Origin of the sequence: Alistipes sp. i18-0019-D1, from assembly GCF_042852885.1 — a bacterium.
Classification (GTDB): Bacteria; Bacteroidota; Bacteroidia; order Bacteroidales; family Rikenellaceae; genus Alistipes.
Map to the genome: position 1 here is coordinate 2,440,308 of NZ_AP031424.1, position 15,667 is coordinate 2,455,974.

Below are 15,667 nucleotides of genomic sequence, written 5' to 3' on the forward strand. Positions count from 1 at the left end.
GGAATACAATCGGGTGTGGAATCTGCGATTATTTTTCTTCATCGTACGCCTGTTTAAGGGCATGGATCAGCTTGTAACAACCGTCGAATTGCGGATCGCGTTGGTCGACCCGTTCGCGAAAACGAATGCCTGTTTGATGGGAAAGAGCTGTCACACTGCGATTCAGGGTGCCGTGCGTACGACGCGGAATGGCGATTCTTTTCTGTCGGCACAGGGCGATGAAGTCCTCGGTGGAGATGAACTCACCGACGAAGAACTTCGCTTTTTCGTTCTGCAGGCGTTGGGCTTCGACTATCTTTCGCTTCTGCTCCCGTTGACGAGCTTGTTTTTCATCCTGTTGCCGGATTCGCTCCATACCCTCCTCGCGGCATTTGATTAGCGGAGCCGTATCCCGTCCCAACTCTTCGTAAATTCGGATAAACATAAGCGATATGCCATTGCCTTCCCGTACGATCGCTGCGACCATATCGTGAAAACACTTCAAGTACATCGAAGCCTGTCGGGCAATATCTTCTCCCTGTAAAAAACGGCGGTAATACGCCCCTTCCTGAAAATACACACCGTCGACATTCAGTACAATGGCAATCAGGTCGTCGTCCTCTCGACAGGGATCTTTTTTGAACAGATAGGTATATACGTTGTCACACACCTTTTCCAACTCGGCATAGTGTGTGACGACTTTATTCGTCGAACCGGAGCTGTATCTGAGAATCTTGGTTTTCATAGTAATCGTAATCAATAGTTCAGTTGAATGGTATTGTAGACGCCTTCGATCTCCTCCTGACGAATACCCAGATAGACCATCGTCACCTGCGGCGAGGAGTGCTTGAAAATCATCGACAGCAGAATCAGGGCTTCCATCGTACGCCCCATCAGGTCGTACACATAGCGCCCGAATGTTTTGCGGAACGTATGGCTGGAGATGCGCCGGATCGGAAGACGGTACTTCCAGCGGAACGTCTTCAGCATCTCGTTGATGTACTGCCGGGAATAGGATTTTCCCGTGCGGACATTGCAGACGACGGGTTGTCGCTTGTCCGGCGAGCCGAGCTGCTTGTAAAGGCCGGCGACCCGTTCCTGCACATTGCTGTTCATGGTGATCTGGCGGGTCTTGCCGGTTTTCTGCTCGATTTTACAGAGGACGTCGCGTTCCAGGACATCCCGCCACGTCATCGACAACACGTCGGAGATGCGGCAGGCCGTGCAGAAAGAGATGCAGCAATAGAGTTCCCAGAGGTAGTCGCCGTCCTCGTGCAGTCCGGAGAGCAGACGCACGAAGTCATTATACTCCAACGCCTCCGAAGTAGTGATTTGTCCTTTCTGTGACATAATAGCGGAAATTAAAAAGGCGAAGAACAGTTGCCCTTCGCCTTGAGGTTTGTATTATGCGCTCTTTCCTTCTTGTGCTTCGGGCGGAATATCTGTCGGTGTATCGTCGTGCATAAGCGCCGACAAGGCGGCCCACATCTCGCGCATCTTGATGTAGTCATCATAGCGTTCCTGGTCAATGAAATAGACGTACGGGGGAATGTCGGCCTTTTTATAAAGTACATATTCCTGCTCGTTGAGAAACCGTACGCTGGGCAGTCCCGTGCGGTAGTAGGCTTCGTTGACGATCCATGCCCCCCGGAAGTTATCCATGCGTAGCGTGTCGATGCACACGACTTCGCCCACACAACTGTTGATCAAAAAATTGCAGACACACATCAGGCAGCAGGTGTAGTCGATATCCCATGCGACCAGATAGTTGCGCGGATGCTGGGCTTTGGCCGCCAGAAGCATCCGCCCGCTGCCGGCGGCAGTGTCATAAATGCTCTTGCCGCTCGCATCTTCTCCCATAGCCAGACCTTGGCACAGATCGCAGACATGTGCCGGAGTGAAGAACTGCCCCTTCTGCTGCTGGCCGCGCTGGGAGGTCAGGGCCATGAACAGATCGCCGAAGGCATCGTACCAGCCGTGACGTTTGATCTGGGTGTCCATGATACCGATCCATGCGGAGAACATTTCGGCGAAGACCTTATTCTGTTCCTTCGTGTAGCGCCAGTCGGCGAGCGGCGGCGTGCCGGGGATGGAAAAACCGTGAATGATGTAGCGGAGAAAGTCCTGAAAGACATTCGTTACCTCCAGACCGTTGGCATAGGTAAAGTCGTTGATCAACTTCTCCAGTTCCCGCACTTCGCAGGGGGCTTCATATCCTTTTGCCATAATCGCTAATCTTTAGATTCGGCCAGTTGGCGTTTCACGTCCGCGATCTTCGCTTTGATCTGGTCGAGCTTGGCGAACGAAGGGGTGCATTTGGTGCGGCGCATACCGGCGCCCCAGCCGATGTTGTTGCTCACGCGCGTAAGCCGCTCGTTTTCCTTGCGGCGGCTCTCTTCGAGCCGTTCCAGCCTCTTTTCGAGGGTCTCTTTTTTGTACTTCATGAGTAATGGAATTAAAAAGGCGGGGAGCTTGCGCTCTCCGCCTTGGGTTAATACTTAAAATGTTACGATCCTCAAATGGAACCGTTTTACATGATACAATGTTTCTGGTACTGCAAACAGAACCGGCACAGAGGGTTCTCCCGTTCATCGCCGCTTTGATGAGAAGCCGCGAACGCTTCACACAATGTCGCCTCCTGTTTCGGGTTCTTACGGCCTTGCAGCAACGGGCGCAGTTGTTTATCCGGCAGGCTATCGACCAGTTCGTCGAACAGCTCGTCGTCCGTATGGTACAAGTCCGAGAACATCTCCAGCAGAGCGGCTCCGATCACATAGAACAGGTTGATGTGCATCTGCTCTTTGTAGGCGGTCTGGGAGCAGTCGTCCTCGCGGATAAAAAAGTCCGCCATCGCATCGTAATTGATCCAGTAGCGGATCTCCTTTTCGAAGACGCTGCCGCCTTTGTAAAGCGCGATACAGTCGCTGTTCTGCCGTTCGTCTTCGTCGAAGGCTTCGGCATCGAAGCGTATGTCGAGGCCGAGCGGATCGAGGAACGGTCGGGCCTGCGCTTGCAGCATAGCGTCGTGCCATGCGCTTAATTCCTGAATGATTGCGTTTTTATCCATTTTTACTATTAGTCGTCGTAGTTGAAAATCGGGACATACCGGCCCTCTGCGGTAAAGAGACAGAGGTTGCCGATGATGACCTTTCGGCAGAGTTCGCGGTCTCTTTCCCATTTGCGCTGGTTTTGCAGGCTGTAGAAAATAGACCGCCAGGTAACCGGATACGTGAATTTCCTTTGTTTTTGCCGTTTTTTATAGGTTGCCATATCCCGACAGTGAATCATCCACATCAGTCCCATTTCCTTTACGTCGCACCGCCGCTGCTGTATGCCGGCACGAATAATTTTCATGTTACCCTCAAGAAAAGAGTGCATGGCCCGTTCCTGTATCTCGGCAGGAAGGTCTTCCAACTCGTAGAAAAGGCCGTTGGGAAGCTGCATCATCGGCTCTCCCGTTTTTGACGTTGCTCGTATTTGCAGACCTGCTCGGCGATCATGTCGCAGAAGCGCTGGCCCTCACGAAGGTCGTTTCCGAAGTAGGCCAGCATCCGTCGCAGATCGTGGGCGTAGACATGCGCCCACTTCTCGTAGTAGTGGCGCCCCATGTTGCCGCCGAAGTGACGGATAAACAGCTCTTCGGTAAGAGCCTCGTCCGGTGCGAAATTGTAGTCCCATGTCAGCACGCGGCAGATCTTCTCGTAGTCGATCTCCACGATGCGCCAACTGCCGGAGAGAAGATACCCCTCGTTGGCAGTGTCCGGTTCGTCGTCCGGTATGTCTTCGAACGTGCCGCTTCGGGTGCCGCATTCGATCCGTTCCGAGAAATCGTCCGCAATGGATAACGGAACGAACTGATAGCGTTTGTCACATTCGTCCGGCAGGTTCAGTGTCACCTCGACCTTGTGGCCGAAGAAATGCGTCATCAGTCGTTGTGTTTTCATATCGTCAGTTTTTAAGGTTGCAAAGCGGAACCCATATTGCCTGCTCGCCGAAGTCCGCCCGGCCCTTCTCGTCGTTGATCGGCTCGCAGAGCGCGTCGGTCGATTCGTTCGGCTCGTCGGGGAACAGGTACGGCTGCGATTCGGGCCACCGCATAGGTTTGAAGTATGCGTTGGCCGGCGGATCTTGCTCGAAGTGCTGGATATAGTCGTACTCCAGCACATAGCGAGCGCCGTTGTCCTCGCTCCCGAAACTGGGATAGCCTATGTCGTTCTCTTCGAAATACGTCGCGTCGTCCGGAAACTCGACCAGCACGTATAGGTCTTCTTGCCAGGTCTGGTCGCAGCTTTCACAATACATCATGTCTTTCGTTCCATATAATAATACGGTACTATCGTGCCCGCAAGCCGGGCAGGCAGGATAACGCGGCAACCGAAGGTCATCCGCCGTACCTTCCAGATGGTCCCAATATTCCTCTTTGCAGTAATCCGTTTCCATCTGCAGGGCGAGCTTCCGCATCTGTTCGTCCGTAATACGGCGAAAGTCGAATCCCTTTCGCGCCAAGTCCTCTTGTTGTAGGAAAAGGATCGGGTAAACGTCTGCTTTGAGCCGATCTCGTAGCTCTTGTTCCTGTTCTGTCAGCGAGGATTTGGCTTCGAAATATCCCCGCAGGTCGTCTAATAGTTGCTGTAACATATCGTGTCGTTTTAAGAGGTTCGCTCCAGCCCGAACTCCTGACAGGCGGTGTGCAGGTCGTGACTGAATTGCTGGCTATTGCAGTAACTGTCGCCCATAAGGCCGGCCAACCGGAGCAGCCCTTCGTCCGAAAGGCCGTCCGTCGAATAGCCGTAGCGACGGAGCGTGGCGCGATCCAGGAAGGCGATGTCGCACTCCCGGTCGGGATCGTCTTCGTTGGGATGGGCGTTGAGTTTCTGCTGCGTGAAGTCGTAAATCTCGTCCAGATACTCTTTGTCGATCCAGTCCGTATCCTGATTTTGGCGGGTAAACTCGTCTGCCCAGGCGATGATCGTACGGGTGGTATCGCGGGAGTTGCCGGTCGGGCGAAATCCTCGCACCCCGGCTTCATAGGCGATGTCCACAAGGGCTTCGGCATAGTCGTGCAGGTCGTCCTCCCCAGTGATCGAGACCGGCAGTTTGCCGGTGAAATGGTCGATGGCCTCATGGTATAACCGAAAGAGAATACGGTCGCGCAGGTCTTGTGCTTCCTCACGGGTGATACCTTGTACCGGAGATTCGTGGCCGTCGATGAAAAGCTGGAGTTCCGCCTGGTGCATCACGTCGTCGCGCTCGTGATAATTGGGGACGTTCGCTTCGATGAAGTCCCAGAACCGGTCGGTGATATGTAAATCCGTTCGTTGTTCCATAATTGTTTGAAATATTACAGTTTCGTTTGACAGGTTATTGCATGTCGGGGCTATTTGTCGCCACTGCGTTTATCGTAGGTCAACGCCTTCCAGCAGTCGATCTTCTGCTCGTCGCTCAGGGCGTTCCAGTATGCGGTAACGGCTGCATCGTATGCCTCGGCGGAAGGATAGTCGCATTCGCACAGTCCCGTAATGACTTCCGGATCATCCGGTTCCAGTTCTTCGGCGAACCAGTAGTCGATATCTTCCATAAACTCACGGTGCGGCTTGATGACATGATGTTCTTCGCAGTTCTCGCACCAGCAGTCTTCCTCATCAGGTTCGCCTTCCCACGCATCACCCACATATTCGTTGTTTTTGTTGGTGCGTACCCATGCCTTGTGCTGAACATGAGTCGAACCGCAGTTGGTGCAGCGGTACGGCTCTTCAGGTGTGGTCTCCTTTTGTTCGAAGACCGGTTCGGTCCACTCTCCGCACTGGTGGCAATAACAGGTTTCAGATTCTTCGAGGGTGTTTCCGTCACAGTACATGGAGAAAGAGTTGCCGAGATTGGGGCTGACCAGTGCCCGGATATCGACCTCCGTAGAGCCGCACTCGGAGCATTTGACGACCGTGCGGGTCGGTTGTTCGGATTTCTGTTCGATTGTCATGTCGTCTATTATTTGCTTTCGTCCCAGACTGTGATTTTCTTATTTATGGAAAGCGTTTCCCAATATTCGAGGCAGGCCCCGCGGAAGAGCGTCTCGTCCGCATAATCTTCGGGGCGGTATCCCGAGAGGTAGGCCAACGCATGAGCCGGGGCCGTGTCGAACCAGCGGCGGATGTTTCGCAGCAGTTCGCTCTGGCGGATGAGGTAGACGTTGGCGCAGCAGTCGCTGCAATAGTGTTCGCTGCGGTTTTGGGCAGATGTCATGATCTTGTGCGTATTGGCATCGACCCAGATTTTCGCCTGCACGGCGAGCGAGCCGCACGCCTCGCAGCGCCACGGATCGTCGGCGACGAATCCGTGCTCCACCAGCCACTCGACGATGCGGAGCAGCCCTTCGGTCTGGATGTGTTCGATAGGTTCGTCGAAGTCTTCGCCCGCCTCGCCGTTGAGCGTGCAGCGAAGACGGCTCTGCTTGTCGAAGAAAAGCTCGTACACCGTAGCGGCCTTGTAACCGCCATATGTACCGAAAGAATCGTTATGCGTGACGACGGCGGGCGAAGAATCGTACTCTTTACCTTCGTTATCGAGCCGATAGTGTTCGCCCAGGTTCTGGTAGAAAGTACCGATGACCTTGTGTTCGGCCACGGCATTCATTATCGTGGCGACGGCCTCCTCCCGAATAGTGTCCAGTCGGCATTGGAAGCCCACAATCAGGATAGGCTGTTGTTTTGCTTTACTCATGATTTTGATTTGTGTTTTTCTGTTGATACGGTTATGCAGTATAGCTCCAGATGGAATAGACGTATCCGCTGCCGCCGCGGTATGCGATGGCCCGAGCGGCGGCCTCGAAGGCTTCCCAACTGCACGGCAGCGCATCGAAATGATCCTGAAAATCGGGCTGGTAAAAGCGTGTCAGCATCTCTTTCTCCTTGTCGTCTGCCTCGTCGTGGGTCAGCACATAGCGTTTCCCGTTCTGTACTGTGGATATAAAGCAGAGCCTGGTGCCGTCGCAGCGCAGGATGTCGGGGTCGCCCTCCAGATAGCTCAGGGCGTCGAAGTCGGGATCGTTCGGGTCGTCGCCGAAACTCCGGGCCCACTCGTACAGATCGTTGTAGTAGGTGAACCCTTCGCAGATGGGGGTTACGATCGTTTCCATATCCGGGTCAGTCGTCCAGTTCGAATTCGTCTTCGTAAACTTCGATCTCTTTGCCGCTCTCGCAGATGCGGACACGCCATTTATACCAACACTTTTCGATCAGCTCGATGCGGCGGTAGTCGAGATACGGTTCGTGCAGCGTGGCGATATCGCCCGCTTTAGGTTCTCTTTCATTCATGATAATGATGTTTAAGATTAATGTCTTGTCGCATTATGCCGCTATGCCGAGCTGGCGTGCGGCGTTGTACATCTCTTGGTAGCTGATGCGGTGGCAGCCGGCCGTGAGAATATCGTTCTGGTAGGAGTTGATGCTCCATCGGTTGTTGTTGGCGTCATGCACCATATCGTGGCGGAAGTTTGTCTCATTTTGGTGGAAGCGTTCCACAAGACGCCACAGACGGGCGGCCTCTTCGGCTTCCACACGAATGCCTTTCGATGTCTCGATGCGTCCGTTGCGTACCCTCAGCAACGTATTAAATTCCAGCCCGCAAGGCACGCTGAACCATGCATTGGATAATTCGCCTGAATACCAGAGCCCTTTCTTCTCCTCGAAGGTCATACAGGCCACGCGCTGACGTTCCTCGTTCTCCTTCTGCCATCTTTCCCGTTGCTCGGCTCTGCGGCGTTCCCGTATCTCTTCCCGGCGGCGATTGACCTCTTCCTGTTTCTCCTGGCGCTGCCTGAAGTGCTCCCACAGCAATTCATCGCCGCTGCGGTCGATAAAGAGCTGCGATACTTGTTGCTCGAATTCTCCGGAATCCGAAGCATGAAACAAATTGCGGGCGAGAAGATCGAGAAACAGCTCTTGATACTGCGACTTATCGGTTAAAGAGAAGTTGTAGTTCGATACCGACCCCTCGCCGGTCACATGCCAGTATTGCCTGCGGATTTTACCGTTGGCGCTGGCCAGTTTTTCCAGTACAGGCATCAGCCAACGACCCTTAGTGGATTTCTGCCGTTTGTCAAGGCCCCAGAACTCGACCCAGCAACCGATGTCCAACAAGTGGTCTTTTACTTCGTCCCGGTAATCCTGTGAACGCGATCTTCTCTGGGCATCGAGGCACTCGCCGATACGTTCCACTTGATCAACGATGTAATGGGCCGCCTCCAGATACTTGGACTCAGACAGCCGTCCATTAGAGAAGGATACCTCCCGCCAGGTATTGAAGATTTGCTCCCCGCAGGGAATCGCATTACGCACCATGTGCATGTGCTTGGCCGTTGTTGTGGAATAGGTGCGGGTTGTGACCAGATAGACGCTTTCGCCACGCTGGTTGGTCTCGATCGAGGCACAGCGGAAATGCCGCCCGTAGGAATAGATATCCTTGCCCTCGAAGTAGAAATTACTTCCGTTTCGGGCACTGTCCTGACTTTGATGTGCCCATAGGTGGGCGACCATCGGAGCGCTTATATAACTCATTCTGCTTGATTTTAATCTGTTAAAGAATAGACCGAAACAAAAAAGAGAAGGCTACGACCTTCTCTCTTTTTTCCGAATTATTTGTTTATAGCCTTGCGGCTACCTGTTGCAGGAATTTCCGGCTCAAGACCGTTTTATCGACCGTAATGCCCCTCCAGCCGTTGCGGGGTTTCTGTTCCAGCAGTTCACGAATAAAAACACCCCATTTGCGGATGGGATGTTTGTGCAGCACTTCGAGCAGCAGCTCCGCCTGCCGGGTCCAGTCGTGAAACTGCGGCGACCAGGGAGCGCCGGCCAGTTCCGAGAATGAAATGGTAAACATGTTTTTACCCAGCGGCTTGACGGCAGGGTTCTGACCGACACCATATACCACCTCGGCGATGGCCTGCTCGATGCGCTCCTTCTCCCGCCTGTACTCCTCTTCCAGACGGTCGAGTTCCCGTATTCTCTCTTCTAAAACACCCATCCCACAAACGGTCTTTTCACGCCGAGTTCCTCGCTGGCCTCATCGCTTCCGCATTCGCACTTTCCGACCGGTAGGCCCGAGCCGCACTTGCAGAGGTCGATGCCCCAATGGTTGACGCAGTGGTTGCAGTGATAGAATATCTGCGGGAGGCGTTCGCCCTCGAAACCGAGGTGGTCGAATACCTCACGGCTCATGCTGTTCGTGGCGCCGTTCTCGAACGAGACGGTCATGGCGCCGCACCGGCACTCCTGAATGTATTGTACCGATATCATAATCAGGCGGATTTAAGTTGGAATTCGATGCCCGCAGGCAGTTTGGCATAGTCTACCCGTTTGAGGAAGCGGTCGAACTCGGCTTGCGTGACTTTTTTATAACATGAGCCTTCCATCCAGTTGAATACGCCCGTGTTCCGGTGGTCGTAGTAGATGAAGTTGTCGAGCGGCATTCCGCAACGAAGCACATGGAGCTTGACGGCGAGTTCCTGTTCGATCTTCGCTTTGGCATTTGCCGCATGGGTTTTAAGATCGGCTATCTTCTTGCGTTTGGCAGCAAGGCGGGCTTCGTATTTGCGCTTGCGGATATTCACCGGCAGGTAATAACCTTCGGCAATCCGCGTACGGACCAACTCCCGCTGTTCGGCCGAGAGCGGCGTGAACTGATAGCGTTCGGACTTGTCTTCGAACGTCTCGCCGGTGAGCTGTTCGAGCTGGCGGATGGCGGCCCTTGCCTCCTCCTGCCAGCGGGCGGTAATGCCCATCTCTTCGAGCAGATAGGTCATGTAAAGTTCGTCCTCGGCCTCCCGCTTCAGGCGCATATACTCCTCGTGGCTGATGCGCAGGTACTCCCGCGTAACGGCCTCGCTGCTCTCACGCAGATGATAAAGCCCGTTGCCGGCGGCATATAAGGGCGCTCCTTTCGCGTCGCACAGGTGCAAGTCGATGAAGGGTTTGAACTCCGGGAAGAAATAGAGGATAACCTCATGGATACAGCCGCAGCAGTTACCGCCGTTCTTGTAATCGTGAAAATCACCCGTGATGGCGAAGTCGGCGTGGCCGTTACGGCAGTCGTCCGAAAGCCGGATATCGACCCGCAGGCTGTAATCGTCGGTGCTTTTGTATGCTTTATATTTGAGTGCGTATGCCATATCCTTAACTGTTAGATGGTTGATAATGCAAATTCGGGGAATGGCAGCTCCGGTCCGAAAATGCGGAGAACTTCTTCCTGTTCCTGTTTCTTGCTGTCGGCAACGAGACCGTCGATGGTATCCCGGCACTCCACCTTGAGTTGTTCAATGCCGTTGTCGCCGAAGAATCCCCAGCAACTGTCGAGTACCTCGTCGTCGTGATCTTCCGGCGTGATCCGGTAGCCGTAAATCTCACCGCGCAGATATTGATCGTAGGTGTCGATCTCCCCCTGAAGGTAACTCTCGATTTTTCGGCGGCGGGCTGCGGTGATTTTCTTCCAGCCATACTCCTTTTTGACCTTTTCGATGCTTACGGCGACCATGCCGAACAATCCGCTGTCCCATCGGCAGGCGAAAGGACCGGAAGAGATCGTAAGGCCGCTGTGGTCGTAGAGGTAGATTTTCAGGGCGATGTATTTTTTCTCGAACGAGTCCAGAAAATCACGGTATTCGTCGAAGACCTCCTCCCGTTCGAAATGCCGATAGAAATCCTCTTCGGGGCGATAGTTAGGATGCGAGGTGTAGAATGTACCGAGGTTATCCCACTTGCGGGGACTCTTGGGCTCGGCATCATAATAGATATTGATATGATGCCCTTTGTAGGTGATTTGCTTATAAAGTTCCATGCCGCTCACTTTTAGAATGAAAAGGCACTCTGCATCTCGCTCTCGTAGTTCTCGAAAGCCACAAGGTTCTCTTCGTCCGAGATCTCCTGATCCCAGAACAATTCGACGAAACGTTCGATGATGTCCCACATGGCGCGGGTATGTTTGCGGAGGTAGCTTACGGCCCTCTCGTGCCAGTTATTTTCGTACATGATCGTATGGGTTTAGATTGATGATTTTCGTTAAATGTCATCTCTGTAATCGTGTGGATACTGCTCGAAATGGTTCTCGCAGATGATTTGGTTGCGGTCGGCATCGGAGGTAAAATTCTCCCACGCATAACCGTAGTCCTTGAGCAGCGCTTCCTGCTCCTCGCGGCTGAAGTCCGCCGCATCGATCGTACCCGTGATCCACAGGCGGCGGTCGGTGACGAAAGCCATCACTTCCGTATCCTGACGGGCATCCTGCAACAGTTTGTCCGGATAGCCGCGATATTTGTCGTAGATACGTCTGGCCGGGGTGTCGGCGCCGGGGAACAGGTCGGTATGGTAATGGTTGGGCTCACAATACCAGAACTCCGTGTCCGAGAGGTGCAGGCAGAACTGCAACTGGTCGGGGTCGGTGCATTCTATGGCAGGATTGAGCAGATGGTTCATTTCGGTCGGTTTCGGTTGTTTGAAAAAATGATACGGCCGCCGACGGGGGCATGTCTGTACTCGTCCGATGGAAGGTCTTCCGGAGGGATCCTGAGGCGCGGCGTGTAGCCAGCGCCTCAGGATCCTGTCAAGGAAGACGCACTAAAGTATATCGGCCCGCCGCATCGTGTCTGTCGGACAGCGGGCGGTTTACTTCTTACTGCGCCACTCCTTCATCTTTTTGGCTACGTCGATGCCGTTGTCGTCGAGCATCTTCTTGAGCATGGCCAGCATGCGCCAGCCGTCGCCGTCGCAATACTCTTCCGCTTTGTCCGCGAGGTAAGCCAGCGACTTGTGTTTGTCCAGGCGTCTGCCTCTCTCGTCGACCAGCGTGCAGCCGTGGAAGCGGATCAGGTTCTGCATGGTGTAGAAAGCTCCGGTGCCCTTGTAGGCATCGACCCATGCCTTGCACTGGGGCGCGTCCTGCTTCATCTTCATGCGCAGGTCGTTGAACTTCTTCACGGCGTCGTAGAGCTGGGCGGCGTTTTTGGCGTACCTGATGCGCGGGGCAGCGACATTGAGCGGGTAGAACAACCTCTCATGCAAATCGTGTACGAAGATGTTCTCGCCTCCGACTCGTTTGTAGGGGACGCCTTCGCACTTCTTGACGGGCTGGTCGTCCACGTACCTGTTCAACAGCCCGATATAATCCTGTGCCATCTGTTCGACCACTTTCCTGTTGAACCAGCGGTTACGGTCGGCGAAGTTCTCGGGATCGCGTCCCGCCATCTTCATCTGGGCACGCAGCTCGTCGAGCAGCATCTTCCACTGATACTCGTAGCCCATGCGGTGGATCATCTCCGTCACTCCTACCGGTTCCCGGCACAGATAGTCTTTGTAGGCGAGCATGCGGAACATCTGGGCCATGACCCAGCGGCGGAACAGGCGGCGGTTGTATACGTCGCCCTGCGCCGTAATGAGGCGGAAAAGCGGATCGTCGTCGGCAAGGATCGACAACTTACCGCCTTTGTTCGATACGACGTACTCTCCGCCGCCCGAGCCCTGCATGGCGAACAGGTGGCTCACGTCCACGCCGGCACGGCTCAGCGCCTCGATACGCTCCTGCGCCGTCCCCGGCAGCTTCGTCGGTTTGGCCGGCGTATCGTCGGCCGTTGCGGAGACTTTCCCGCCTGCGATCGTGAGCTTGGTCCCGCACTGCGGGCACATGGCTTTCGTTTCTTTCGTTTTTCTCATCTCGTTTTGGTTTAATTGTTGAATGATTGGTTGTTATAATCAGGCTCTACCCACTGCCGGAGTATCACCAGGTCTCGGTCGTTGTTGCTTTGCCAGAACCAGCGGCCCATGGTTTCCGGGTTCCACACCAGGCCGAGGAGAATCTGGCAGAGGAGGTACAGCTCCAGCTCGATCTGCGCGCGGTCGCGGCGCTGGCCGTAGAGCATCGCCTCGTCGCTGAGCTCCCGCTCGGGCAGGGCCCGGAAGTAGCGCCTCGAACGGCTCTCGCTGCGCTCCGAGGGAACCGAGTGCTTGTAGATTCGGTAGAGCTCCTCCATGCGGGAGAGGAACTCCGTCCCGGTGCAGGGCTCCACCCCGAGGCTCCCCTCGTAGTTCCCGTTTTGAATAATCTGTTTGCCGTCTACTTTCAGGCTGCGCGAGGGGAAGTCGACCGTGAACTTCGCACCCTCCTCGACGGCCTGCACGGCATCTGGGTAGATAGTGTTCATTGCTGTTGTCTTTTAATTGGTTGCACTCGGACCGCCGGCGCATGGCTCTATGGGTTCGATAGGTACAGTGGAAACCAGGATACTGACGGCAAGGATACGCAGTCATCAGTATCCTGGTGGAGACTGTATCGTTGAATCCGGTCCCTCGTGCAGTGTTCGGGGCTGCGCTGCCCCCTGTGGAAAGCCTTGTCCGGAATGGCACATGACTGTATGGTTTCGATGTGTCGCAGCGGAGTTGGGCCGCGTTATCTGCTGGTAATCGTAGCGGTTAGCAACGATTACTTGTGATGACGCTGGCCCGGGATCGACGCTGCGCCGTTGAAACTCCGACCTCGGCTTTTCCTCTGTGTGCTCAGTTTTTTTTACGGTTCTCCGGATGCCGGCATGTAGCTCTAAAATCTCGATGTATGCCGGACTCGGAAGTCCGGGGCGCGACGTCTGTTCCCGATAGTGAATAAAGACGTTCGCAGCCCGGGACTTCTCGAAAGGCGGCATGTTGAAGAGCATCCTCTGAACCGTACCTCTTCGTGCTAAGATTGCGGTGTTCTCATTCAGGTCGGCACATAGCTTTATATCGGTTGATATGCAGCAGCATGGAAGACTGGGGCAGCTCCTCATCTCCAATAGGAGATTGAGGCGCAGCTCCAGTCGCTCGACGCTGCTGTATTGAAATCCTGATCTCGATTTTTTTCCGCATTGTGCTGAGTTTTTTTGCATGAGGCTCGGAATACCGGCACGTCGCTTTATCTGATCGATAGCATGCCGGGCCTGAAAGCCGGACGGGCGCCGGCGGTTGTACGGCAGGGCCCGCCGGCGCCGGAGGGCTGTATTGGCCTCGGCACATTGAATGTATCCCCTTGCTCTCACGCTTTCCGTGCTAAAAAGAAGTTCTCATAACAGCGGCACATAGACTATATATCCTCGATGTTGCCGGCGTCGAGCAAGCTCTTGGAGTCTGAAGGAAAGGTAGTTCCTTCAAGACTCTCAAGAGCTGGATTCGCACGCGGACCTGAATCGGTTGTTCCTCGAACTTCTCCGATGTACTTCGGTATTTTTTTTAGATGGATGTCGAACTGGCGGCACATCTCTGTATCATCGCGATATTTACAGGATAGGACCAGAAGCGGGATGGGTGTCACCGGTTGGTCGACCGGTGACGCCGGGATGGCCTCTGGTGCGTTCCTGTAATGTTGAATTTCCAGCCCCGCATCCATGCCGGCCGTGTGCGCGGCCGTACCTTACAAGGATGCCACCAGCGTATTGTACGCCGGGCGGCTTGTCACGAGCGCCTTCTGCATACATCCGATGGTCAGGTAGCCGTCGATCCGACCTCCGGCCTTTGTCCGGTTGGCCTTCACGTTGCGGCCCCGGCCCCGGACGATGCAGCCGTCGGGTTTGTCGCGGACGTAACCCAGACCGCCGACCTTGCGCCGGCCCGTACTGACGGCCCGCAGGCAGTCCATGACAAATTTGTTCAGCTCGTCGATGTCCTTGCGGACGTTGCACACGCCGAGGATCTGCGTGGCCCAACTGAACTCCCCGTCGCCCTTGTAGAGGTAGCGGTTCACGGCACCCACAGCCTTAGTTAGTGTTGTATCACGTCTTCGGACCGTGCGGCGCTCGACCTCCTTCTGGAACGTCTTGATGCGGCTCGAAGAGAGCGAGATCATGTTGCCCTTGATGCTGAACCCGAGAAATTTGAACCAGCGGTCGGCGGTCAGGTACTCCACCTTCTTGGGATTGAGCTTCATGGACATCGCGTCGAGCTTTTGTTGGAGTACGCACATGGCCTTTTCGTAGTCCTCGCCGATAAAGAGCATGTCGTCCGAGTAGCGGACATAAAAGCCCCTCATGCGGGAGAGCTCCTCGTCCAGGTCGTAGAGCAGCACGTTGGCCAGCCAGCTCGCCACGGCGCACCCTTGTTTGAGGGACTGGTAGCGGCTGCCCAAAACGTTGTGCTCGTCGAAGTAGAGGTCCGAGTGATAGTATTTGCGCAGTACGTCGACGAGGGCGGAATGGCCGTGCTTGGCTTCGACCTTGTCGAACGCCGCATCGACGAAGGCGATCGGCACGCTGTCGAAATACTTCGAGAGGTCGGATTTCCAGCCCAGATAACCACTGCCGGAGGCGTTTGTAATCCTGCTGCTGACTTCGGCGACGACACGGCCGCATCCGATGCCTGTCTGGTAGGACTTGCACGAGGGGTGGATCATCTCGGGCATCAGGTCGAACAGCAGGTCGTTGGCGATGCTCAGCACCACGCGGTCGATGGGCTCGTTGACGTAGACCGTGCGAAACTCTCCGTTATCTTTCGGTATCTGGGCCGTGTGCGGCGGCGTGATCTCGTACCGGCCCTTCATCATGGCGTCGGCCATATTCAGGCGGGTGTTTTCATCGGCCAGCCGGATGAGCTGGTCTTTGCGAATGTCCTTGCCGACGCCTTTCTCGATGGCTTTCGTCCAGCGGTCGAAGTCGAAGAACATTTGTAGAATCTTGTCTGCCATA

At 54.9% G+C, this 15,667-nt stretch carries 23 protein-coding genes; all 23 read right to left on the minus strand.

All coding sequences use genetic code 11. The features are described 5' to 3' along the window. Nucleotides 1-28: 28 nt before the first annotated feature. The 23 genes from ACGHP5_RS10235 to ACGHP5_RS10345 all read right to left on the minus strand — a co-directional run bounded on the left by ACGHP5_RS10235 (nt 29) and on the right by ACGHP5_RS10345 (nt 15,666). A complete protein-coding gene (locus tag ACGHP5_RS10235) occupies nt 29-724 on the minus strand; it encodes a hypothetical protein (protein ID WP_390566511.1) in 696 nt (231 codons plus the stop codon). 11 nt (nt 725-735) lie between these two features. Further along, a complete protein-coding gene (locus ACGHP5_RS10240) occupies nt 736-1,329 on the minus strand; it encodes a tyrosine-type recombinase/integrase (protein ID WP_390566513.1) in 594 nt (197 codons plus the stop codon). Between the two features lie 54 nt (nt 1,330-1,383). Next, complete coding sequence (locus tag ACGHP5_RS10245) at nt 1,384-2,205, minus strand: N-6 DNA methylase (RefSeq protein ID WP_390566515.1); 822 nt, start codon at nt 2,203-2,205, stop codon at nt 1,384-1,386. 5 nt (nt 2,206-2,210) lie between these two features. Next, the gene (locus ACGHP5_RS10250) at nt 2,211-2,423 is read right to left on the minus strand and encodes a hypothetical protein (protein ID WP_390566517.1); all 213 of its coding nucleotides are present in this window, start codon (nt 2,421-2,423) and stop codon (nt 2,211-2,213) included. 86 nt (nt 2,424-2,509) lie between these two features. Continuing rightward, nucleotides 2,510-3,046, minus strand: a complete 537-nt coding sequence (locus ACGHP5_RS10255) for a hypothetical protein (RefSeq protein ID WP_390566519.1) — start codon at nt 3,044-3,046, stop codon at nt 2,510-2,512. 8 nt (nt 3,047-3,054) lie between these two features. Continuing rightward, a complete protein-coding gene (locus ACGHP5_RS10260) occupies nt 3,055-3,426 on the minus strand; it encodes a hypothetical protein (protein WP_390566521.1) in 372 nt (123 codons plus the stop codon). Further along, nucleotides 3,423-3,923 (minus strand): hypothetical protein, encoded by a 501-nt coding sequence (locus tag ACGHP5_RS10265; protein WP_390566523.1) that lies wholly within the window; start codon nt 3,921-3,923, stop codon nt 3,423-3,425. Before ACGHP5_RS10265 ends, ACGHP5_RS10260 begins: the two co-directional genes overlap by 4 nt. Nucleotides 3,924-3,927: 4 nt before the next feature. Beyond that, entirely contained in the window at nt 3,928-4,617 is a 690-nt protein-coding gene (locus ACGHP5_RS10270; protein ID WP_390566525.1) for a hypothetical protein, read from the minus strand. Between the two features lie 11 nt (nt 4,618-4,628). Next, entirely contained in the window at nt 4,629-5,306 is a 678-nt protein-coding gene (locus tag ACGHP5_RS10275; RefSeq protein WP_390566526.1) for a hypothetical protein, read from the minus strand. A gap of 50 nt (nt 5,307-5,356) precedes the next feature. Next, nucleotides 5,357-5,956 (minus strand): hypothetical protein, encoded by a 600-nt coding sequence (locus ACGHP5_RS10280; protein ID WP_390566528.1) that lies wholly within the window; start codon nt 5,954-5,956, stop codon nt 5,357-5,359. Nucleotides 5,957-5,964: 8 nt separating this feature from the next. After that, a complete protein-coding gene (locus tag ACGHP5_RS10285; RefSeq protein ID WP_390566530.1) occupies nt 5,965-6,696 on the minus strand; it encodes a hypothetical protein in 732 nt (243 codons plus the stop codon). A 31-nt stretch (nt 6,697-6,727) separates the two neighbouring features. Continuing rightward, nucleotides 6,728-7,111, minus strand: coding sequence for a hypothetical protein (locus ACGHP5_RS10290; RefSeq protein ID WP_390566532.1), 384 nt, complete (start codon nt 7,109-7,111; stop codon nt 6,728-6,730). Between the two features lie 7 nt (nt 7,112-7,118). After that, entirely contained in the window at nt 7,119-7,289 is a 171-nt protein-coding gene (locus ACGHP5_RS10295; protein WP_390566534.1) for a hypothetical protein, read from the minus strand. 33 nt (nt 7,290-7,322) lie between these two features. Then, nucleotides 7,323-8,531 carry a hypothetical protein gene (locus ACGHP5_RS10300; RefSeq protein WP_390566536.1) on the minus strand — a complete coding sequence of 403 codons (1,209 nt, stop codon included), beginning with the start codon at nt 8,529-8,531 and terminating at the stop codon, nt 7,323-7,325. A gap of 85 nt (nt 8,532-8,616) precedes the next feature. Further along, on the minus strand, nt 8,617-8,997 hold the full coding sequence (locus ACGHP5_RS10305; protein ID WP_390566538.1) for a hypothetical protein: 381 nt from the start codon (nt 8,995-8,997) through the stop codon (nt 8,617-8,619). Continuing rightward, nucleotides 8,985-9,269 carry a hypothetical protein gene (locus tag ACGHP5_RS10310; RefSeq protein WP_390566540.1) on the minus strand — a complete coding sequence of 95 codons (285 nt, stop codon included), beginning with the start codon at nt 9,267-9,269 and terminating at the stop codon, nt 8,985-8,987. Before ACGHP5_RS10310 ends, ACGHP5_RS10305 begins: the two co-directional genes overlap by 13 nt. A 2-nt stretch (nt 9,270-9,271) precedes the next feature. Continuing rightward, entirely contained in the window at nt 9,272-10,141 is an 870-nt protein-coding gene (locus ACGHP5_RS10315) for a hypothetical protein (RefSeq protein ID WP_390566542.1), read from the minus strand. 11 nt (nt 10,142-10,152) lie between these two features. Then, a complete protein-coding gene (locus ACGHP5_RS10320) occupies nt 10,153-10,806 on the minus strand; it encodes a hypothetical protein (protein WP_390566544.1) in 654 nt (217 codons plus the stop codon). A gap of 11 nt (nt 10,807-10,817) precedes the next feature. After that, the gene (locus ACGHP5_RS10325) at nt 10,818-10,997 is read right to left on the minus strand and encodes a hypothetical protein (protein ID WP_390566546.1); all 180 of its coding nucleotides are present in this window, start codon (nt 10,995-10,997) and stop codon (nt 10,818-10,820) included. A 30-nt stretch (nt 10,998-11,027) separates the two neighbouring features. Next, nucleotides 11,028-11,441 carry a hypothetical protein gene (locus tag ACGHP5_RS10330; RefSeq protein ID WP_390566548.1) on the minus strand — a complete coding sequence of 138 codons (414 nt, stop codon included), beginning with the start codon at nt 11,439-11,441 and terminating at the stop codon, nt 11,028-11,030. Nucleotides 11,442-11,630: 189 nt separating this feature from the next. Then, nucleotides 11,631-12,674 carry a ubiquitin carboxyl-hydrolase gene (locus tag ACGHP5_RS10335; RefSeq protein ID WP_390566549.1) on the minus strand — a complete coding sequence of 348 codons (1,044 nt, stop codon included), beginning with the start codon at nt 12,672-12,674 and terminating at the stop codon, nt 11,631-11,633. Nucleotides 12,675-12,685: 11 nt separating this feature from the next. Continuing rightward, complete coding sequence (locus ACGHP5_RS10340) at nt 12,686-13,162, minus strand: hypothetical protein (protein WP_390566551.1); 477 nt, start codon at nt 13,160-13,162, stop codon at nt 12,686-12,688. Between the two features lie 1,238 nt (nt 13,163-14,400). After that, nucleotides 14,401-15,666 (minus strand): reverse transcriptase domain-containing protein, encoded by a 1,266-nt coding sequence (locus ACGHP5_RS10345; RefSeq protein ID WP_390566553.1) that lies wholly within the window; start codon nt 15,664-15,666, stop codon nt 14,401-14,403. Nucleotide 15,667 lies beyond the last annotated feature (1 nt).